Source organism: Chromobacterium sp. S0633, from assembly GCF_024158805.1.
GTDB lineage: Bacteria > Pseudomonadota > Gammaproteobacteria > Burkholderiales > Chromobacteriaceae > Chromobacterium.
In genome coordinates, this window is sequence record NZ_JAMZGH010000031.1 from 53099 (window position 1) to 72252 (window position 19154).

General features: G+C 63.3%; 19 protein-coding genes. 14 read left to right on the top strand and 5 right to left on the bottom strand.

Annotation, left to right across the window (positions count from 1 at the left end):
- The first annotated feature begins 2 nt into the window (after positions 1–2).
- The gene (locus tag NK214_RS17965) at positions 3–1892 is read left to right on the top strand and encodes a nucleoside-diphosphate sugar epimerase/dehydratase (protein WP_253315141.1); all 1890 of its coding nucleotides are present in this window, start codon (positions 3–5) and stop codon (positions 1890–1892) included.
- Positions 1893–1908: 16 nt separating this feature from the next.
- Here the strand turns inward: NK214_RS17965 and NK214_RS17970 are convergent, their stop codons facing one another.
- The gene (locus tag NK214_RS17970) at positions 1909–2457 is read right to left on the bottom strand and encodes a hypothetical protein (RefSeq protein ID WP_253315142.1); all 549 of its coding nucleotides are present in this window, start codon (positions 2455–2457) and stop codon (positions 1909–1911) included.
- 39 nt (positions 2458–2496) lie between these two features.
- Complete coding sequence (locus tag NK214_RS17975) at positions 2497–3675, bottom strand: diguanylate cyclase (RefSeq protein ID WP_227106673.1); 1179 nt, start codon at positions 3673–3675, stop codon at positions 2497–2499.
- A 164-nt stretch (positions 3676–3839) separates the two neighbouring features.
- Between NK214_RS17975 and NK214_RS17980 the strand changes: the two genes are divergently transcribed.
- The 5 genes from NK214_RS17980 (at position 3840) to NK214_RS18000 (ending at position 7816) form a co-directional block, all read left to right on the top strand.
- Positions 3840–4748 (top strand): LysR family transcriptional regulator, encoded by a 909-nt coding sequence (locus NK214_RS17980; RefSeq protein WP_253315143.1) that lies wholly within the window; start codon positions 3840–3842, stop codon positions 4746–4748.
- 158 nt (positions 4749–4906) lie between these two features.
- Positions 4907–6310 carry an aspartate ammonia-lyase gene (gene aspA, locus NK214_RS17985; RefSeq protein WP_107798005.1) on the top strand — a complete coding sequence of 468 codons (1404 nt, stop codon included), beginning with the start codon at positions 4907–4909 and terminating at the stop codon, positions 6308–6310.
- Between the two features lie 153 nt (positions 6311–6463).
- Positions 6464–6820, top strand: coding sequence for a hypothetical protein (locus NK214_RS17990; RefSeq protein ID WP_253315144.1), 357 nt, complete (start codon positions 6464–6466; stop codon positions 6818–6820).
- 79 nt (positions 6821–6899) lie between these two features.
- Positions 6900–7139 carry a DUF2164 domain-containing protein gene (locus NK214_RS17995; protein WP_107798007.1) on the top strand — a complete coding sequence of 80 codons (240 nt, stop codon included), beginning with the start codon at positions 6900–6902 and terminating at the stop codon, positions 7137–7139.
- 77 nt (positions 7140–7216) lie between these two features.
- On the top strand, positions 7217–7816 hold the full coding sequence (locus NK214_RS18000; protein WP_019103655.1) for a YdcF family protein: 600 nt from the start codon (positions 7217–7219) through the stop codon (positions 7814–7816).
- A 77-nt stretch (positions 7817–7893) separates the two neighbouring features.
- On the opposite strand, the gene NK214_RS18005 is transcribed toward NK214_RS18000, so the two are convergent.
- Complete coding sequence (locus NK214_RS18005; RefSeq protein ID WP_107798008.1) at positions 7894–8250, bottom strand: 50S ribosome-binding protein YggL; 357 nt, start codon at positions 8248–8250, stop codon at positions 7894–7896.
- 324 nt (positions 8251–8574) lie between these two features.
- Here NK214_RS18005 and NK214_RS18010 point away from each other — a divergent pair, with 324 nt between their 5' ends.
- Together NK214_RS18010 and NK214_RS18015 are read left to right on the top strand one after the other, a co-directional pair.
- Complete coding sequence (locus tag NK214_RS18010; protein ID WP_227106677.1) at positions 8575–10185, top strand: hypothetical protein; 1611 nt, start codon at positions 8575–8577, stop codon at positions 10183–10185.
- Entirely contained in the window at positions 10185–10496 is a 312-nt protein-coding gene (locus NK214_RS18015) for a hypothetical protein (protein ID WP_253315145.1), read from the top strand. The genes NK214_RS18010 and NK214_RS18015 overlap by 1 nt, the downstream gene beginning before the upstream one ends.
- Before the next feature lie 50 nt (positions 10497–10546).
- Here NK214_RS18015 and ubiD read toward each other — a convergent pair whose 3' ends face one another.
- Positions 10547–12022: a 4-hydroxy-3-polyprenylbenzoate decarboxylase gene (gene ubiD / locus NK214_RS18020; RefSeq protein ID WP_235084704.1), complete on the bottom strand. Its 1476-nt coding sequence runs from the start codon at positions 12020–12022 to the stop codon at positions 10547–10549.
- Positions 12023–12172: 150 nt separating this feature from the next.
- Between ubiD and NK214_RS18025 the strand changes: the two genes are divergently transcribed.
- From NK214_RS18025 to NK214_RS18050, 6 genes are all read left to right on the top strand, one after another.
- The gene (locus NK214_RS18025; RefSeq protein ID WP_107798014.1) at positions 12173–12790 is read left to right on the top strand and encodes an OmpW family protein; all 618 of its coding nucleotides are present in this window, start codon (positions 12173–12175) and stop codon (positions 12788–12790) included.
- 102 nt (positions 12791–12892) lie between these two features.
- Positions 12893–13948, top strand: coding sequence for a PLP-dependent cysteine synthase family protein (locus NK214_RS18030; RefSeq protein WP_253315146.1), 1056 nt, complete (start codon positions 12893–12895; stop codon positions 13946–13948).
- A 274-nt stretch (positions 13949–14222) separates the two neighbouring features.
- On the top strand, positions 14223–15308 hold the full coding sequence (locus tag NK214_RS18035) for an ABC transporter ATP-binding protein (protein ID WP_107798016.1): 1086 nt from the start codon (positions 14223–14225) through the stop codon (positions 15306–15308).
- Positions 15309–15314: 6 nt separating this feature from the next.
- Complete coding sequence (locus tag NK214_RS18040; protein ID WP_227106683.1) at positions 15315–16208, top strand: ABC transporter permease; 894 nt, start codon at positions 15315–15317, stop codon at positions 16206–16208.
- On the top strand, positions 16201–16995 hold the full coding sequence (locus tag NK214_RS18045; protein WP_227106685.1) for an ABC transporter permease: 795 nt from the start codon (positions 16201–16203) through the stop codon (positions 16993–16995). Before NK214_RS18040 ends, NK214_RS18045 begins: the two co-directional genes overlap by 8 nt.
- Positions 16996–17094: 99 nt before the next feature.
- The gene (locus NK214_RS18050) at positions 17095–18159 is read left to right on the top strand and encodes a PotD/PotF family extracellular solute-binding protein (protein WP_107798018.1); all 1065 of its coding nucleotides are present in this window, start codon (positions 17095–17097) and stop codon (positions 18157–18159) included.
- 49 nt (positions 18160–18208) lie between these two features.
- Here the strand turns inward: NK214_RS18050 and NK214_RS18055 are convergent, their stop codons facing one another.
- Positions 18209–18844: a pyrimidine 5'-nucleotidase gene (locus NK214_RS18055; protein ID WP_107798019.1), complete on the bottom strand. Its 636-nt coding sequence runs from the start codon at positions 18842–18844 to the stop codon at positions 18209–18211.
- Between the last annotated feature and the right edge of the window lie 310 nt (positions 18845–19154).

Consider the following 19154-nt stretch of genomic DNA (forward strand, 5'->3'; position numbering starts at 1 on the left):
CCATGTTTGAAAAACTGCTCGCCTTCTCCCGCCACAACAAGATGGCGATGCTGGCGCTGATGGACGCGCTGCTGCTGCCGCTGGCGCTGTGGAGCGCGGTCTTCCTGCGCCTGGGCGGATACTGGGATCCCAAGCTCAACCCGCATTTGTGGATCTTCATCGTGCCGCCGCTGTGGGCCATCCCCATCTTCATCAAGCTGGGCCTGTACCGCGCGGTGCTCAAATATCTGGACGACAAGATCATCCTGACCGTGTTCTCCGGCGTGACCTTGTCGGTGCTGGTGTTGCAGGCGGTGCTGCAGATGGCTCACATCTGGGCGATGCCGCGCACCTCGGTGATCATCTTCTGGGTGTTCGCCATGGCCTATATCGGCGGCAGCCGCTTTCTGCTGCGCGGCCTGGTGCGCCGCATCGACGCGGTGGACGCGCCGCGCGAGCACGTGATCATCTACGGCGCCGGCCATGCCGGCGTGCAACTGATGCTGGCCCTGCAGGCCGGCCGCGAATATCGGCCGATGGCCTTCGTCGACGACAGTCCCGAACTGCATCGCCGCACCTTCCGCGGCGTGGCGGTGCATCCGCCGCGGGATCTGCCGCAGCTGGTCAAGGACCTGGAGGCCAAATGCATTCTCTTGGCCATGCCCTCGGTCAGCCGCAGCCGCCAGCGCGAGATACTGGAAACCCTGGAACTGCTGCGGGTGCCGATCAAGCGGCTGCCGGGCATGGCGGACCTGGTGTCCGGCGAGGCGCGGGTGGAGGAGCTGAAAGAGGTCGAGATCGAAGACCTGCTGGGCCGCGACCCGGTGCCGCCCAAGCCCGAACTGCTGGCGCGCAATATCCGCGGCAAGGTGGTGATGGTCACCGGCGCCGGCGGTTCCATCGGCTCGGAACTGGTGCGCCAGATCGCCAAGAACCAGCCGGCGCGTATCATCCTGTTCGAGCAGTCCGAATACGCGCTGTACGCGATAGACCAGGAACTGGGCCGCGCCGCCGCGGCGCCGGCGCGCACCCCGGTGCTGGGCTCGGTCACCGACTACCAGCGGCTGGTCCAGGTGATGCGGGCCTTCAAGGTGGACACCGTCTATCACGCCGCCGCCTACAAGCATGTGCCCATGGTGGAGCACAATCCGGTGGCCGGCATCGTCAACAATGTGTTCGGCACCGACACCACCGCGCGCGCGGCCGAGGATTGCGGCGTGGACACCTTCGTGCTGATCTCCACCGACAAGGCGGTGCGCCCCACCAATGTGATGGGCGCCACCAAGCGCATGGCGGAACTGACGCTGCAGACCCGGCATGCGCGCGGCAGCGCCACCCGCTTCGTGATGGTGCGCTTCGGCAATGTGCTGGGCAGCTCCGGCTCGGTGGTGCCGCTGTTCCGCGCCCAGATCAAGGCCGGAGGGCCGATCACGCTGACCCACGCCGACATCACCCGCTACTTCATGACCATTCCGGAGGCGGCGCAACTGGTGATCCAGGCCGGCGCGATGGGCGACGGCGGCGACGTGTTCGTGTTGGACATGGGGCAGCCGGTGCGCATTATCGATCTGGCGCGGCGCATGGTGCATCTGTCCGGTCTGGAGCTGAAGGACGCGGCCCGTCCCGGCGGCGACATCGAAATCCGCATCACCGGCCTGCGGCCGGGGGAAAAGCTGTACGAGGAGTTGCTGATCGGCGACAACGTGCTGGCCACCGATCACGAACGCATCATGCGCGCTCAGGAATACTGCTTGTCGGACGCGGAGATGCGGGATCTGTTGGCGAGCATGGACGAGGCCTGCGGGCGGCTGGACGCGCCGACGGCGTTTGCTTTACTGCAACAGGCCGTGCGCGAGTTCCGCGCCGCCGACGCCACTCAGGACTGGGTGACGCGGGAGAACGCGGCCTCTTGAGGAAGCCGGAGGCGGCTCACCATTTGCAGCCGTCCTCGCGCGCGCTCTGCACCGCCAGCACCGGGATGGCCAAGAGGCCCAGTCCGGCGTAACGCGTTTTGCAGTCCGGTTTTTCGGCCCGCTCGATCGAGCGGGCCAATTTCGTTTTGGCGGGGTCGGCCGGCAGCGGGGCGATTTTTTCCGGCGCGGCGGCGGCTTGCTCGCGCACTTGCTGCCGCAGGCCGCCCAAGGTCAAGGCCGTGGCGGGCGCCGAAGCGTCGCGCCCGCTTGGGACGCTGCGTTTGCCGGGGCCGGCGGCCGCGATGTGCGTCGCCGCGTTTGAATGCCGCGGGGCCGCGGCCGATTTTCGGGCAGAGGGTTCGGGCGCGGCGGGGCGCGTCGGCGGCGGGACGACGGCCGGCGCCGGCGGACGCAGTTGTATCCGCAGCGGCGGGGCCGCGGCGGCGTCCGGGCGGCCGCCGGGTTTGCTCAGCCACAGCAGCGCGCCATGGGCCAACAGGCTGAGCAGCAGCGCGGCGGCGACGCCGCGGGAGCGGGGAAGGAGCGGGGCGGTCAGAACGGTCATGCCGCCCACGATAAGGAAAGTCGCCCGGCGGGTAAAGCTTCAGCCGGAGATCACTACTCGATTGCGCCCGGTCTGCTTGGCGCGGTACATGCGGGTATCGGCCAAATCCACCAAGGCTCGCCAGTCGGCGCTGCCGTCTTGAAACAACTCCGCCACGCCGATGCTGGCGGTCAGCGCATGGCCTTCCGGCCGCTCGCCCAGGCCCTGGGCGCGCAGCCGGGCGATGACCTGGGCGGCGTGGGCCAACTGCGCGCCGGGCATCAGCAGCACGAACTCCTCGCCGCCCCAGCGCACCAGCACGTCGCTGCGTCGCAGCCTGCCTTCCATCAGCTCGGCGAAATGACGCAAGACCTGGTCGCCGGCCAGGTGGCCGTAGTGGTCGTTGATCGCCTTGAAGTGGTCCAGATCGATGAAGGCCAGGCTCAGCGGCTGCCGGCTGCGCTGAGCCTGCAACTCCAGCAGGCCCAGCATTTCCTCGCCGCTGCGGCGGGAGAAGACCCCGGTCAACGGATCGCGTATCGCCTGGTGGACCAGCACGATGATGAAGGCCAGCTGGCTGATGCCGGCAATGGCGGAAACGCCGGCCAGCAAGGACAGCAGCCAGAATTCCCCGCCGAAGCCGGGCAGATTGTCGCCGTTCAGGTCCAGCAGGCTGGTCAGCACGAAGCCGAACAGCGCCGGGCTGGCGAAAGCCAGGCTTTCCAGCAGGGTCAGCGGGAAAATGGCCAGCCCGGCCAGCAGCACGAAGGGCAGGAAGGCGTAACCGGCGCCGATGGCGGCGGACAAGCCTTCCAGATGGTAGCGACGCAGCAAGAGGTGGGAGGCGATGTAGAACAGGGTGGGGATGGCGAACAAGAGCGCGATGCCGCGATAGGCCGAGCGCAGGCGGCCGTCCATAGGCTGCCAGACCGCCAGCGCGACGAAGGCGACGGACACCAGCAGGCGCAGGGCCGCCAATTGCAGGGACAGCGGATAGGGCAGGGTCAGCAAGTCGATCAAGGCCCAGGCCGGCGTCAGCGCGGAAAACAGGATGGCGAACAGCCGGCAGCGGTTGACCAGCATCAGCGCGCGTCGCTGCGCCAGCAAGGGCATGTGCTGGCGAGGGCTCAGCAGCCAGAGCGTATCGCCGCTCTGGATCTCGCCGGGCGCCATGCCCAGCAGCTTCTGCCAGATGAAGTGAGTAATATGCATGCGGATGGTGCCAGGTAGTTGCGTCATTCTACCGCGGTTTATGACTTTGGGTTTGCAACAGGTCAACATCGCCGGCTTGGAGGCGGCGCTCTCCGTGTCGGGTTTCAGGCGGCGCGGCGGATCGTGAACAGATTCTTGGGCCGCGTTTAGGCTACTATCCCAGCTCCTGATCACTCTGGCGGAAGCGCGCGATGGAAACTCGGTGGCTTGAAGACTTCCTGGTGCTGGCGGAAACCGGCAGCTTTACCCGCGCGGCGGAACTGCGCCACCTGACCCAGCCGGCGTTCTCGCGGCGGATCAAATCGCTGGAGAGCTGGTTGGGGGCCGGTCTGATTGATCGTACCACCTATCCGACGCGGCTGACCGAGGCCGGCGCGCTGTTCCGCGAGCAGGCGGTGGCCATGCTGTCCCAGCTCAACACCAGCCGCGCCTTGCTGCGCGGCTTGCAGCCCTTGGCCGCGGGCACGCTGGAGTTCGCGGTGCCGCACACCCTGTCCTTCTCCTTCTTTCCCAAATGGCTGTCCCAGGCGCAGCGCGGTTACGGTGCTTTGCCCTGTAGGCTGCAGGCCAGCAATGTGCACGACGCGCTGCTGGCCTTCGTGGAAGGCGGCAGCGATCTATTGATGTGCTACCACCATCCCAAGCAACCGGTGGAGCTGACCGACGCCCGCTATCAGGGGCTGAAGCTGGGCGTCGAGCGGCTGAGGCCGTTCTCGATCGCGGAAGCCGGCCGGCCGCGCTACCAACTGCCCGGCATCGCGCAGCAGCCCTTGCCCTTTCTCGGCTACGCCAGCAACGCCTATTTCCGGCTGATGAGCGACTTGATTCTGGAGTCCGCGCCGCAGCCGGCCAAGCTGGCGCTGCGCTATGAAACCGATATGGCGGAAGGGCTCAAGCACATGGTGCTGGAAGGGCACGGCCTGGCCTTCCTGCCGGAAAGCTCGGCGCGCCGGGAGGCGCAGGAGGGCTTGTTGGCGGCCGCCGGCGACGAGTCCTGGCAGGTGGAGATGGAGATCCGCCTCTACATCGATCAGAAGCGACAGCGCCCGGCCTTGAAGGCCTTCTGGGACTATCTGACGCATCAATACCCGGCCTGCTGAGCGGGGGCGCAGGGGAACGCGCGCCCCCCGTCAAGGTTATGCATTTCCCGCATGACCCTATCGGCATTTCGAATTGGCCAGCCGCCGCGGCATGGCATAGAGTGCGCTGCTTCAAGCCACGCGAGCGCGTGGCGTCATCCGCATCAGGAGAAGCATCCATGACGACCCGCATAGAACATGATCTGCTAGGCGATCGTGAAGTGCCCGCCGACGTTTATTGGGGCGTGCACACCTTGCGCGCAGTCGAAAACTTTCCCATCACCGGCCAGAGCATCGCCGGCTACGGCGATCTGATCCGCGCGCTGGCCTGCATCAAGCAGGCCGCGGCTCAGGCCAACCGCGATCTGGGCTTGCTGCCGGGGCCTGTCGCTCAGGCCATCATCGCCGCCTGCGAGGAAATCCGCGCCGGCCGCTGGCATGAGCAGTTCGTGGTGGATGCGATCCAGGGCGGAGCCGGCACCTCGACCAATATGAACGCCAACGAGGTCATCGCCAACCGCGCGCTGGAACTGATGGGCCACGCCAAGGGCGAGTACCAGTACCTGCATCCCAATGAACACGTCAATCTGTGTCAAAGCACCAACGACGTTTACCCGACCGCCTTGCGTTTGGCGGCGTTCTGGGGCGCCAACAAGCTGCTGACCCGGATGGCGACGTTGCGCGAGGCCTTCGCCGCCAAGGCCGACGAGTTCAAGGACTACCTGAAGATGGGGCGCACCCAGCTGCAGGACGCGGTGCCGATGACGCTGGGCCAGGAGTTCATGACTTACGCGGTGATGCTGCAGGAAGACGAGCAGCGCTTGATGGAAGCCAGCGCGCTGATGCTGGAAATCAATCTGGGCGCCACCGCCATCGGCACCGGCATTACCGCGCATCCGGATTACGCGCGCCTGGCTTGTCTGCATCTGTCCGAGCTCAGCGGCCACACCCTGCTGACTGCGCCCAATCTGATCGAAGCCACCCAGGACTGCGGCGCCTTCGTGCAGTTGTCCGGCGTGCTCAAGCGCATCGCGGTCAAATTGTCCAAGAGCTGCAATGATTTGCGCCTGCTGTCCTCCGGCCCGCGCGCCGGTTTCGGCGAGATCAATCTGCCGGCGCGCCAGGCCGGTTCCTCCATCATGCCGGGCAAGGTCAATCCGGTGATTCCCGAGGTGGTGAGCCAGGTGGCTTACGAGGTGATAGGCAACGACGTCACCATCACCATGGCGGCGGAGGCCGGGCAGCTGCAATTGAACGCCTTCGAGCCGGTGATCGCTTACAGCCTGTTCCGCAGCATGGGCCACCTGGCGGCCGCCTGCGCCACGCTGACCGACAACTGCGTCACGGGCATCACCGCCAACCGCGAGCGCCTGCACGCCAGCGTGGAGAACTCCATCGGCCTGGTGACCGCGCTCAACCCCGTCATCGGCTACGCCGCGGCCACCAATGTGGCGGCCCAGGCCCACGCCACCGGCGCCAGCGTCGCCGACATCGTGCTGGAGCAAGGCTTGCTGAGCCGTGAGCAGCTGGATCTGCTGCTGAAGCCGGAAGAGCTGACCCGGCCGCGCTGGGTGACCGTGTAACTGCTTTCCCTTGTCTGACTTATCGTTGTGAGCGTTTCAACTTGATCAGGCCGCCTTGCGCGGCCTGTTTTTTTTATCGGGGCCGGCCGCGCTTGCGGCGGGCGCGGAATGCGGGTATAAAAAATTGTGCAATGCACAATGAAAGGGCGACGAATGCACGCTGCGCTATGGTGGGGTCTGGAGTTTCCGCGCGGCCTGTGCGCGCTGGGCGCCGAACAGTGGCGCGTCCGGCGGCAATGGCTGCGCTCGGGCTGTTTTCACGGCGCCACGGTGTGGCGCGGCGCCGCGCCGTGGCCGGACAAGCTGCGCCGCGTGTTGACGCGCGCGGGGTCGGACTGGCTGGCGCTATGCTTTGACGACAGCCAGGCGGCGGAGGCCTTGCTCAGCCAGATGCGGGCGCATCCCCTCTGGCGCGGCGAGGCCGGCGACCGGCTGCTGGCCTGGCAATTGAACGGCCAGCGCCAGTGGCGGGCGGGCCTGCTGCAATGGGGACGGGCGCTGTCCCTTTAGCCGTGCGCGGGGAAACCGCTTCCAGCATCGGCGAATAGCCGCCATAATCGCGGCTTTCCATCGCACAGGGCGGCACGCCATGGCCAATCATTCCTTGTTGACCCCTGCTCAACTGCAAACGCTGGCTCCGCAATTGCAACAGTACGCGCAAGACCAGTTCGGCATCGAGCTGGGGCAGTTCGACGCGCAATTCCTGTTGGACTTCGTCGCCGACAAAATCGGCAGAGACATTTACAACAAGGCGCTGGACGACGCGCAGCTGGCGCTCGCCGCGCGGATGGAGTCCCTGCAGGCGGCGATTTGGGAATTGGAGAAGTAGGCGCGGAGCGCGCGGCCTTGCCGCTTGCATCCGGTTTGCGGGTACAATCGGCGTTCCACCCTTCACTTGCGGTACCCATGCTCTACTTGCGTTTGATGTTGAAAGGCTTTGTGCTGGCGATTTTGCTGGTGGTGCTGGGCTTCAGCTACGTGGCCTGGAGCATCGTCGATTTCGGCGGCAGCGCAAACGAACCGCAAGCCGACGCGGCGCTGGTGTTGGGGGCGGCGGCCTGGGGCAAGCGCCCGTCGCCGGTGTTCCGCGAGCGCATCAATCACGCAGTCAAATTGTACAAGTCCGGCAAGGTGCGCTGGATTGTGTTCACCGGCGGCACGCCGGAACCGGGTTATCCGTCCGAAGCCGACGTCGGCCGCGACTTCGCTGCCAAGCAAGGCGTGCCGATGACGGCAATGCTGGCGGAAAACCAGTCGCGCACCACTTGGCAAAACCTGGAAAACGCGCGCGAATTGAGCAGCCAGTTCGGCATCCGCTCCTTCCTCTTGGTCAGCGATCCGCTGCATATGCGCCGCTCGGTGCTGATGGCCACCGACATCGGCCTGACCGCCTATCCCGCGCCCACGCAATCCAGCCGCTACCGCACGCTGTCCAGCTGGTCCCGCTTCCTGGCCAGGGAAACCTGGCTCTATATCGGCTACCGGGTGTTCCGCAAGCTGTCCTGATCGCGTCCGCGGCTCGAAGCGTCCAGGCATAAAAAAACCGGCGACAAGCCGGTTTTTTCACGTCGGACGGAAAGGGATCAGCGGCTGTGCCACAGATCGATCAATTCGCCGCCTTCCACCGATTTAACTTCGGCGCGGGCTTGCAGCCAGGACAGCAGTTGCAGGCGCAGCTCGTCGCTGATCTTGACCTCGCCCACCGGGAAGGCCACGCCTTCCAGCTTGCCGGCGCCGTCGAAATGGCCGCCGAAGCTGATGCCGGCCTCGTCCACCTGGATTAGCCAGGCGTCCAGCAGCGCCTCGGAATCCGCGCCGTCGTGCAGCATGGAGATCAGATGAAAGCCCAGCTCGCGGAATTCGCCTACACGCATTTTCTTGCGTTGGCGGGTTTTCAGACGGCTCAGGCGGTGCGGGGAATTGGGGTTGCGCAGGGACATGACTGCTCCTTATTCAAAGACCTGGCGATGATAGCAGGCTTGCCGGCTTTGCGCTCCGCCGGCTGCGCGTAGGTTTCTGTCACTCTAACTAAACAAATATCATATAAAAAGGTAATTATTTGCCGTAGTCATTGCCATTGGAATGGAATTAGTATTTTTTCTCATTCTCAATACATGAAATGGATGACTACAGGGATGAAAAGCACAAAAACAATATTGGCTGTGTCCGTGATGTCCGCGTTGCTGAGCGCATGCGGCGGCGGTGGCGGCGGCGGTAACGCCGGCAGCGGCGGTTCCGGCGTCGGAACGTCGGCATCTGGCAGGATGCTGGCGACGGACGGCGCGGAAGTGGCGGCGCTGACGTGCTCGGGCAATGTGTGCCGCTTGCCGGCCTCGGCCGGCAGGGCGCAGTCCGGCTCCGTCTACCAGTACACCAATACCGGCGCGCAGGCGCAAACGGTGTCTATCAGCGGCAAGCCCTTGAGCGCCGCCTGGCAGATGGTGGTGTCGCGCATCAGTTCCGGAGACACTTCGGGCCAGGCCAAGCTGGCCGCTTCCGGCCTGCGCGGCGGGTCGGACGCCGCGGCGGAACGTCTGGAGGCGGAGAGCCAGGCGGTGATGGCCGCGGTTGGCGCGTCGGCCCGCTCCGGCGCCTTGTCGCTGCGCGGCGCCGGTTCGCACCGGCTGCTGGCGGAGCAGGCGAGCTTGCAGGCGGCCAGCTACGCGATCGGCGACAAACGGGTCTGGCACGATATGGACGGCGATAGCGCCACCAGCCTGCAAGCCATGCGCGATTTGCCCAACGGCGGCGGCAAGGTTTACGTCTGGGCGCAGGACGGGCTGGACGTCAGCGTGGGCAGCGATCAGGCCGACGCGCTGGCCGAGCGCTTCGCCAACAGCGTCTATCCCTTGGAAGCCTCGGTCGTCAGCGAGCCCTGGGGCAATGACATCGATCCGGGCTGGCGCGCGCTGGCGCTGCCCGGCGACACCAAGGACGTGCACCTGGTGTTGAGCCGGCTGAACGATCCGAATCAGACCGGCGGCGGCCGCTTGCTCGGCTATGTGCGCTGGACCAACGCCTTGCTGGCGTCGGCCGCGCCGGCCATGTGCGGCGGCGACCAAGAGTGCCGCGACGTGGTGGGCAAGAGCAATCAGGCCTTGGCCACCTTCGTGGACTTGGACACCTTCGCCCAGGCCGATCCGGGCCGCAACTGGAATATGAAGGGCAATGGCCCCAGCCTGGCCCTGTCCACGCTGGCGCACGAATACCTGCATGTGCTCTACGCCTACAACAAGATCCTGCGCAAACCGCCGGGTTCTGGTCAGCCCACGGTATGGGAAAACGAGCTGGCAGCCCAGACCATGGGCTATCTGGTATCGGCGGACACCTTCACCGGCGGTCGCGGCAGCGACGCCAACTCCCATCCGGACCTGCGCCGCGGCGGCGATTTCGAAAGCTTTCTGCGCCGGCCGGCTTGCAATTTGAAGGGCTGGAGCGTGGCGGCGTCGAATTACACCTGCTACCCGAAAGCGCTGGCGGCGGGCATGCAGATGCTGCATCAGTTCGGCGCGGGCGTGATGAAGCCGTGGGTGACCGGCGCCAATACTGGCGAAGCGGCCTTGAACGACGGTTTGCGCGCGGCGGGGGCCGGCGATTACAGCAGCCTGATGCTGCGTCTCAACACCACGCTGGCGCTGGGCGGCAATCCGGCCAGCGGTTACGGCTTCCCGGCCAAGACGCTGAGCCTGCCGGCCAACCAGTATTTCCCGAACGGCAAGAGTTTGTTGTTGCCGGCGGTGCCCTTCCAGGCGCAGGAAATCGGCTGGAGCGCGTTGGCGACGGCGGAAACCTATAAGCAGAGCCTGCCGCTGTCGCGCGGCGTGGCGCGGGTGACGGTGCCGGCCAACAGCCATCTGATCCTGCTCAAGCCATGATGCGCGGGCTGCTGCTGTGGCTCGGCCTTTGCGCCGGCGCCGGCGCGATGTCGCTGCCGCCGTGGGAGGAGGGCACCCTGGTCGCCGTCGGCGCGCCGCCGCTGGTGCGCTTGGGGGTGGAAAAGGGGGATGGCGGCACCTTCGTCATCCAGCCCGCTACCGACGGCCAGGGCCTGGGGGCCACGGAAGTGGCCGCGTTGAAGCAGCGGACCGGTTCGCGCATTCGCTATCGGGCCGGGCCGTTCAAAGCCCATCCGCTGCTGGGGCGCGAGGCCGTGCTGCTGCAGGCGGAAGTGCTTGAGACGCGTTGAGTCGTAAAAACCGCCTGGCTTCGAAGAAGCCAGGCGCTTGTCTTCCGCGTCTACAGACCCAAATCCCGCCACATCGCGTCTACGCGTTGTTTGACCGCCTGGTCCATCACGATGGGCACGCCCCACTCGCGGTTGGTTTCGCCCGGCATCTTGTTGGTGGCGTCCAGGCCCATCTTGCCGCCCAGGCCGGACACCGGGCTGGCGAAGTCCAGATAATCTATAGGCGTATGTTCGATCAAGGTGGTGTCGCGCACCGGGTCCATGCGCGTGGTGATCGCCCAGATCACTTCCTTCCAGTCCCGGGTGTTGACGTCGTCGTCCACCACCACGATGAACTTGGTGTACATGAACTGGCGCAGGAAGCTCCAGCATCCCATCATCACCCGCTTGGCGTGGCCGGGGTATTGCTTCTTGATGCTGACCACCGCCATCCGGTAGCTGCAGCCTTCCGGCGGCAGGTAGAAATCGACGATTTCCGGAAACTGCTTTTGCAGAATGGGCACGAAGACCTCGTTCAGCGCCACGCCCAGCACCGCCGGCTCGTCCGGCGGCTTGCCGGTGTAGGTGCTGTGGTAGATCGCGTTTTCGCGCAGGGTGACGCGGTCCACGGTCAGCACCGGGAAGCGGTCCTGCTCGTTGTAATAGCCGGTGTGGTCGCCGTAAGGGCCCTCCATCGCGGTGTCGTCCGGATGTATATGGCCTTCCAGCACGATTTCGGCGCGCGCCGGCACTTGCAGATCCGAACCCAGGCATTTGGTGAGCTCGGTGCGGCTGCCGCGCAGTAGGCCGGCGAACTGGTATTCGGACAGGGTGTCCGGCACCGGCGTCACCGCGCCCAGGATAGTGGCCGGGTCGCAGCCCAGCACCACCGCCACCGGGTAAGGCTCGCCGGGATGCTGTTGGCAGAATTCGCGGTAATCCAGCGCGCCGCCGCGGTGGGCCAGCCAGCGCATGATGACGCGGTTGCGGCCTATCAGCTGTTGGCGATAGATGCCCAGGTTCTGGCGTTTCTTGTTGGGGCCGCGGGTCACGGTCAGGCCCCAGGTGATCAGCGGCGCCACGTCGCCGGGCCAGCAGTGCTGGATAGGCAAGCGCTCCAGATCGACTTCCGCGCCTTCCCATACGATTTGCTGGCACGGCGCCTTGCCGACCTCCTTAGGCGCCATCGACAGCAATTGCTTCAGCAAGGGCAGCTTGTCCCAGGCGTCTTTCAAGCCCTTGGGCGGCTCCGGTTCTTTCAGGTAGGCCAGGGTCTTGCCGATCTCGCGCAACTGCATCACATCGGCGGCGCCCATGCCCAGCGCCACGCGCTCGGGCGTGCCGAACAGATTGGCCAGTACCGGGTAATCGAAGCGTTTGCCGTCCTTGACTGCCTGTTCGAACAGCAGCGCGGGACCGCCGGCTTTCAGTACCCTGTCGCCGATCTCGGTCATCTCCAGATGCGGGGAGACCGGGGCCGCAATTCGTTTCAGCAGGCCTTGTTGTTCCAATTGGGAGACAAACTCCCGTAAATCTGCATATTTCATGACCATCTCATGATCTGGCGCAAAGTTTGATATTAGGTGCTTGGATAATCTGCCACCGGACGCCGAACGCTACTGCTGCCCGCAGTCAAAGTCAACGATGGCGGCAAGCGCCAGGCCTGCATTCGACCAAACATGACAGGAGAACCCAATATGAAAAAGCTCGCTCTCGCCGCAATGATCGGCCTGGTTTCCGCTAGCGCCTTCGCCGCTCAAGGCGACATCCTGGCGCGCTTCCGCGTGATCAATGTCAACCCCGACGCCAGCTGGAGCAACTCTGGCGTAGTGTCGGGTTTGAATGTCGACGCCAAGGACAGCTGGGCGCCTGAGGTCGACTTCACCTACATGATCACCAACAATATCGGCGCCGAGCTGATTCTGGGCACCACCCGTCACGAAGTCACCACCAACACCTTCGGTTCCGTCGGCAAGGTATCGGTGTTGCCGCCGACCTTGACCCTGCAATACCACTTCGCTCCTGACGCCACCTTCCGTCCCTATGTGGGCGCCGGCATCAACTACACCCGTTTCTACAATGAAGGCCTGAAAGCAGGTAGTGCGACAGATCTGAGCGTGAAGAAAAACAGCTGGGGTCCGGCGCTGCAACTGGGCGCGGACTACGCGATCAACAAGAACTGGTTCGTCAACCTGGACGTCAAGAAAATCTGGATCAAGACCGACGTGACCGCGGATCAGCTGGGCGGCGCCAAACTGGGCGAACTGAAGATCGACCCGTGGGTATTCGGCATCGGCTTCGGCACCAAGTTCTGATCGGCTCGCCGCTTTGAATCCAAAACGCCCTACGGGGCGTTTTTTTCTTGCTTGTCGCGTTAGAATGGCCGATTGAGAACTTTCCGACACTGGAGAAGCAAGATGACTGATTGGGTTGCCCAGGCGGTGCGCAAGATAGAGGCCGATTTCAATCGCTCCAGCGACACCCATTTGATCCCGCTGCCCATCCCCGGCGCGCCGGAGATACAGCTCTATTTCAAGGACGAATCCACCCATCCCTCCGGCAGCCTCAAGCACCGGCTGGCGCGCTCGCTGTTTCTATACGGCTTGTGCAATGGCTGGATACGCGAAGGCAGCACCATCATCGAGGCTTCCAGCGGCAGCACCGCAGTGTCCGAGGCCTATTTTTCCCGCTTGCTGGGCCTGCCCTTCATCGCGGTGATGCCCAAGAGCACCTCGCAGGAAAAGATCCGCGCCATCGAATTCTACGGCGGCCGCAGCCACCTGGTGGACGATCCCGCCACCATTTACGACGAATCCAAACGCCTGGCGGAAGAGTTGAACGGCCATTACATGGACCAGTTCACCTATGCCGAGCGCGCCACCGACTGGCGCGGCAACAATAATATCGCCGACACCATTTTCACCCAAATGGCCTATGAGCCGAATCCGGTGCCGGACTGGATCGTCTGCGGCGCCGGCACCGGCGGCACCTCGGCCACTTTCGGCCGCTATGTGCGCTACCAGAAACTGCCGACCAAGGTCTGCGTGGTGGACCCGGAAAACTCGGTGTTCTACGACAGTTTTCATACCGGCAGCATGGACTGCCGCTGCGAAGGCGGCTCCGGCGTGGAAGGCATAGGCCGGCCTCGGGTGGAACCCTCCTTCATTCCCACAGTCATCGACAATGTGATCCGGGTGCCCAACGTCGCCAGCTACGCCGCCATCCACTTCCTGGAAGAAGTGCTGGGACGCCGCTGCGGCGGTTCCACCGGCACCAATTTCTACGGTGTTTGCGAACTGGTGGGCCAGATGCGCAGCCAGGGCCGCAGCGGCTCCATCGTCACCTTGATCTGCGACGACGGCAACCGCTACCAGGGCAGCTATTACAACCACGATTGGCTGCAGGCCAACGGTTTCGATATCTCGAACTGGGTGGAGCGCTACCGCCGCTTCTTCAATGAAGGGCAGTGGTAAGCGCTGTTTGGCGGCGCGTAGACGGCGAGATGCCGACAGTTGTTGTCAAAAAGCATCAATTATTTGAATTGGAACCATGTTGCGCCGCACCGAAAACCCAGCGTGCGGCGCGCGGTTTTCTGCTGAGAAAATAGCAACTTACCGGCCCGGCCCGAACGCCCGGTTCGCACAATGGAAAAAATGCGCTGAGGTCTTGAATTTTCAAGGGATTTCAACGGCCCCAGCTTTATCTTTTTTGTTAAACTGGCGCCCTTTTTCTTGGGCGGGGAAGACAATGGCTCTCCTTGAAATCAAAAATGTCGTCAAGCGCTTCGGCGACTACACGGCGGTCAACAATGTCAGCCTGTCGGTAGAGGCAGGCGAGTTCTTCACCCTGCTCGGGCCCTCCGGTTGCGGCAAGACCACCTTGCTGCGCATGCTGGCCGGCTTCGAGCAGCCGGATTCTGGCCAGATCCTGCTGGACGGTCAGGACATGTCGCAGGTGCAGCCGGAAAAACGTCCGGTGCACACCGTGTTTCAAAGCTATGCCTTGTTCCCGCACATGACGGTGCGCGAGAACATCGCCTTCCCGCTCAAAATGGCCAAGTGGGACAAGGCCAAGATCGCTTCCCAGGTGGACGAATTGCTGGAAGATGTGCGCCTGACCCAGTTCGGCGACCGCTACCCGCACGAGATGTCCGGCGGCCAGCGTCAGCGCGTGGCCATCGCCCGAGCGCTGGTGGACCGTCCGCGGCTGCTGCTGCTGGACGAACCGCTGTCCGCGCTGGACGCCAAGCTGCGCGAAGAAATGCAGCTGGAACTGATCAATCTGCAAAAAGAAGTGGGCATCACCTTCGTCTACGTCACCCACGACCAGGGCGAAGCGCTGGCGCTCAGCCACCGCATCGCGGTGATGAGCCACGGCCAGGTGGAACAGCTGGACGCGCCGGAAACCATTTACAGCAAGCCCAAGAACCGCTTCGTCGCGGACTTCCTCGGCCAGTGCAATGTGCTGGAAGGCAAGGTCAAGCGCGTGGACGGCGACACCATGCTGGTGGACCTGAAAGGCTGCGGCGAAGTGCGCTGCCTGACTGTGCCGGACGTGCGCGAAGGGCAGACCGGCTGGCTGGCGTTGCGTCCGGAAAAGGTCAAGCTGGACAAGAGCCTGCCGGCCCACGACGACGAAGCCTATTTCAAAGGCCGCGTTCACGATTGCCTGTACCTGGGCGACGTTACGCTCTACGTGGTGGAAGTGGGCGAAGGCGTGATGGTGGAGGCGATGCTGCCCAACAGCATTCCGGGCGTCGCCAAATTCTTTGACGACAACGACATCGTGGAACTGGCCTGGCGCTTCGACGCCGGCAGCTTCCTGACGGAGTAAACGCGCATGGCGATTCGAGATCGATTCGGCAAGTGGGCGCTGTCGTGGCCGCCGCTGGTCTACCTGATCCTGTTTTTCCTGGTGCCGTCGCTGATCATGGTGGTGGCGGCTTTCCGCAATCCGGGCGATTACGGCGGCCTCGCGCCGATGTACTACCTCGAGGAAGGCAAGCTGGTCTGGGATCTGACGCTGGACAACTTCCGTCGCTTGGTGGAGGAGCCGCTCTATATCGAGCTGTTCATCAAGTCCGCCGGCTACGCGGGGATCACCACCGTGGTTTGCCTGTTGATGGCCTATCCGCTGGCCTGGCTGATCGCCCGCTCCGGCAAGAAATACCGCGACCTGATGCTGCTGCTGGTGATCCTGCCGTTCTGGTCCAACTTCCTGATCCGCATCTACGCCTGGATGATCATCCTGGGGCCGCAATCGGCGTTCACCAAGATGCTGAACGTGGTGGTGACCTCGCTGGGTTTTGAACCGGTGCGTCTGCTGTTCACCCCGTTCGCCGTCATCGTCGGCCTGGTCTATGTGCACCTGCCCTTCATGGTGTTGCCTTTGTACGCCAATCTGGAAAAACACGACATGGCCTTGCTGGACGCGGCGCAGGATCTTGGCGCCAACGCCTGGCAACGCTTCTGGCGCGTGACCTGGCCGCTGAGCCTGCCCGGCGTGTTCGCCGGCTCCGCGCTGGTGTTCATCCCGGCGCTGGGCATGTTCGCCATTCCGGACATTCTGGGTGGCACCGACTCCATCATGATCGGCAACCTGATCAAGCAGCAGATACTGGACACCCGCGACTGGCCGTTCGGTTCTGTGCTGTCCATCATGCTGACCGGCGGAGTGTTGTTGATCGCGGCCCTGGGCGCGATGGTGGGCAGAGGAGGCAAGAAACGTGGCTAAGAAACAATCCCGCTGGTTGTGGGCGTCGGCGCTGCTGACCTATCTCTTCCTCTATCTGCCGCTGGTGATCGTGGTGCTGTACTCGTTCAACGATTCCAGGCTCAACGCGGAATGGGTGGGCTTCACCCTCAAGTGGTACGACAAACTGTTCCACAACGAGAAGATGCTGAGCGCGGCGGCCAACTCGCTGATCATAGGCATCATCGCCAGCGCCTGCGCCACCGTGCTGGGCACCTTGGCCGGCATCGCCATGCATCGCTACAAGCTGCGCTTGCTGCCCTTCCTGGTGCTGACGCCCATCGCCATCCCGGAACTGCTGATGGGGGTGTCGCTGGTGATCTTCTTCGTCATCGTCAACCAGCTGATCGGCATTCTGGAACTGGGCATGATCACCATCCTGCTGTCCCACGTCGCCTTCTGCATCGGCTTCGTCGCCATCGTGGTGCGCGCGCGGATGCAGGGCATGGACGACAGCCTGGTGGAAGCGGCGCGCGATCTGGGGGCGACGCCGTTCCAGGCCTTCCGTCTGATCACCCTGCCGGTGATCAAGCCGGGCATCATCGCCGGCGCCCTGATGGCCTTTACCTTGTCCATCGACGACTTCGTGATCACCTTCTTCACCGCCGGCGCAGGCGCCAGCATGCTGCCGCTGGAGATTTACTCGATGATCAAGATCGCGGTGACGCCGGAAGTGAACGCCGTTTCCAGCTTGCTGATGCTGTTGACCCTGGTGCTGATCGTCATTGCTTCGCGCGTGTCGCCCAGCGCGTTGCGGGCCAATGGCTGAAAGCCTGTTTAAGTAGTAGGGCCCCGGCCGGGCAACAAGGGAGCCGGCCGGTTTTTCATGTAGTCGCAACGCACTCGTGCGAATAGAAGGAAAAACGCAATGAAAAAAGTCCTGGTGACGCTTGCCCTGGCCGTATCTGCACAAGCGTACGCAGCGGAAGAATTGCACCTCTACAACTGGAACAACTACCTGTCGGAAAGCACCGCCAAGAGCTTCGAGGCTTATTGCAAGTGCAAGCTGGTGCAAGACTTCTACGGCGACAACGAAGAAATGCTGGCCAAGCTGGCCGCCGGCGCCAAGGGTTACGACATCGTGGTGCCGACCGGCTTCGCGGTGGAAGCGCTGATCAAGCAGGGCAAGGCGCAGCCGCTGGACAAAAAACAGCTGCCCAACTTCAAGAACCTGAACGCAGGCTATCTGAACAGCTTCTTCGACAAGGGCAACCAGTACTCGGTCCCCTACGCCTTCACCACCACGCTGCTGGGCTACAACGAAACCAAGCTGAAAGAACTGGGCTTGCTGGACAAGGCCAATAGCTGGGCGCTGATCTTCGATCCGGCCGTATTGGCCAAGCTCAAGGGCAAGATCACCGTGCTGGACTCTCAGCGCGAGCTGGTGTCCGCCGCCTTGATGTATCTGGGCAAGCCGGCCAACTCCACCAATCCGGCGGACTGGAAGGCGGCGCGCGACGTGATCCTGAAGGCCAAGCCCTACTGGGCCGCCTTCAACAACCAGAGCTATATCAAGGAACTGACCGTAGGCAACATCTATGTCGCGCTGGGCTATTCCAACGATATGTACCAGGCGCAGCAGGACGCCAAGAAGGCCGGCCGCAAGTTCGGCGTCAATTTCGGCTTGCAGAAAGAAGGCAACACCCTGTCGCTGGACAACTTCGTGGTGTTGAAGGACGCGCCGCGCAAGGACCTGGCTTACAAATTCATCAACTTCATGCTGGACGGCAAGAACGCCTCCGGTCTGACCAACGAGATGGGCTCGGGCAACCCCAACGCCGCCGCCGGCAAGTTCGTCAAACCGGAACTGACCAAGGTGCATGCGATCTTCCCGACCGCCGGCGAACTGCCGCGCCTGCAACAGCTGAAGGACTTGAACGCCAAGGACCGTCGCGAGCTGAACAAGGTGTGGTCCGAGATCAAGCTGAAGTAAGCGGGATACTCTATATAGGAAAAGGCCGGGATTCCGGCCTTTTTTTATTTCAGTCCCAGCGACGGCGCGCCAGCTCGCCGATGGAGGCGATGCGGATATCCACATGCGCAGGCCGCCGCACCTGCTTGCTGACCCAGACCGTTTTCATGCCCAGCTTCTTCGCCGTCAGCAGATTGGGCAGCGAGTCCTCCACCATGATGCAGTGCCGCGGATCCAGCCGCTCTTGCGCCAGAACTTTACGAAAGGCACCGACATGCGGCTTGGGCACGTAGTCCACTTGCTCGACGCCATATATAGAGTGGAAGTGCCGCTCTATCGCCAGGCGCTGCAAAATGCCTTGCACATAATGGTGCGGGCCATTGGAGAAGATCAGCTTGCGGCCCGGCAGCGCGCTCAGCGATTCCGCCAGATTGTGCTCGGCGAACAGCCATTGCTCCAGTTCTTCCAGCTTATGGGTTTCCAATAGGAAGTCATGAGGGTCGATGCCGTGGTGGGTGACCAGCCCATGCATGGTGGCGCCGTATTGCGCCCAATAGCGCTCGCGCAGCAAGCGGGCTTCCACCGCGTCCACTTGCAGATGTTTCATCATATAAGCGGACATCGCGTGGCTGATATGGGCGAAGATGCCGCCGCTGGCGTGGTGCAGCGTGTCGTCCAGGTCGAAAATCCAGGTTTTGTTGCGCATGATTGTGCTTCTAGAAGGGCGGACGAGGAGGGGAATTATCGTTTTTTCAATCCGGAAACGACAGTCCCTACCAGTGCATGGCGGCTACGCTGAAATTCTTCATATGGATGATTCAATATAAATCATGGGGATAGCTTGCGAGAGGCCTCTTTTGTCAAAAATCTTTCACGAAAGGTGTTGACGGGTTTAGGGGGCTGACGTATAGTTCGCCTCCTCAGCAGACAACGCAGCGACGGAAACGAAACGCAGCGACCTGCACCGATCTTTAACAGAACGAATAACCGATAGGTGTAAGTGCTCGGTCGATGAC

Excerpts from the sequence above, each read along its gene's own strand:
- NK214_RS17965 (WP_253315141.1), top strand. The coding sequence starts at position 3 with ATGTTTGAAAAACTGCTCGCCTTCTCCCGCCACAACAAGATGGCGATG.
- NK214_RS17970 (WP_253315142.1), bottom strand. The coding sequence starts at position 2,457 with ATGACCGTTCTGACCGCCCCGCTCCTTCCCCGCTCCCGCGGCGTCGCC.
- NK214_RS17975 (WP_227106673.1), bottom strand. The coding sequence starts at position 3,675 with ATGACGCAACTACCTGGCACCATCCGCATGCATATTACTCACTTCATC.
- NK214_RS17980 (WP_253315143.1), top strand. The coding sequence starts at position 3,840 with ATGGAAACTCGGTGGCTTGAAGACTTCCTGGTGCTGGCGGAAACCGGC.
- aspA (WP_107798005.1), top strand. The coding sequence starts at position 4,907 with ATGACGACCCGCATAGAACATGATCTGCTAGGCGATCGTGAAGTGCCC.
- NK214_RS17990 (WP_253315144.1), top strand. The coding sequence starts at position 6,464 with ATGCACGCTGCGCTATGGTGGGGTCTGGAGTTTCCGCGCGGCCTGTGC.
- NK214_RS17995 (WP_107798007.1), top strand. The coding sequence starts at position 6,900 with ATGGCCAATCATTCCTTGTTGACCCCTGCTCAACTGCAAACGCTGGCT.
- NK214_RS18000 (WP_019103655.1), top strand. The coding sequence starts at position 7,217 with ATGCTCTACTTGCGTTTGATGTTGAAAGGCTTTGTGCTGGCGATTTTG.
- NK214_RS18005 (WP_107798008.1), bottom strand. The coding sequence starts at position 8,250 with ATGTCCCTGCGCAACCCCAATTCCCCGCACCGCCTGAGCCGTCTGAAA.
- NK214_RS18010 (WP_227106677.1), top strand. The coding sequence starts at position 8,575 with ATGCTGGCGACGGACGGCGCGGAAGTGGCGGCGCTGACGTGCTCGGGC.
- NK214_RS18015 (WP_253315145.1), top strand. The coding sequence starts at position 10,185 with ATGCGCGGGCTGCTGCTGTGGCTCGGCCTTTGCGCCGGCGCCGGCGCG.
- ubiD (WP_235084704.1), bottom strand. The coding sequence starts at position 12,022 with ATGAAATATGCAGATTTACGGGAGTTTGTCTCCCAATTGGAACAACAA.
- NK214_RS18025 (WP_107798014.1), top strand. The coding sequence starts at position 12,173 with ATGAAAAAGCTCGCTCTCGCCGCAATGATCGGCCTGGTTTCCGCTAGC.
- NK214_RS18030 (WP_253315146.1), top strand. The coding sequence starts at position 12,893 with ATGACTGATTGGGTTGCCCAGGCGGTGCGCAAGATAGAGGCCGATTTC.
- NK214_RS18035 (WP_107798016.1), top strand. The coding sequence starts at position 14,223 with ATGGCTCTCCTTGAAATCAAAAATGTCGTCAAGCGCTTCGGCGACTAC.
- NK214_RS18040 (WP_227106683.1), top strand. The coding sequence starts at position 15,315 with ATGGCGATTCGAGATCGATTCGGCAAGTGGGCGCTGTCGTGGCCGCCG.
- NK214_RS18050 (WP_107798018.1), top strand. The coding sequence starts at position 17,095 with ATGAAAAAAGTCCTGGTGACGCTTGCCCTGGCCGTATCTGCACAAGCG.
- NK214_RS18055 (WP_107798019.1), bottom strand. The coding sequence starts at position 18,844 with ATGCGCAACAAAACCTGGATTTTCGACCTGGACGACACGCTGCACCAC.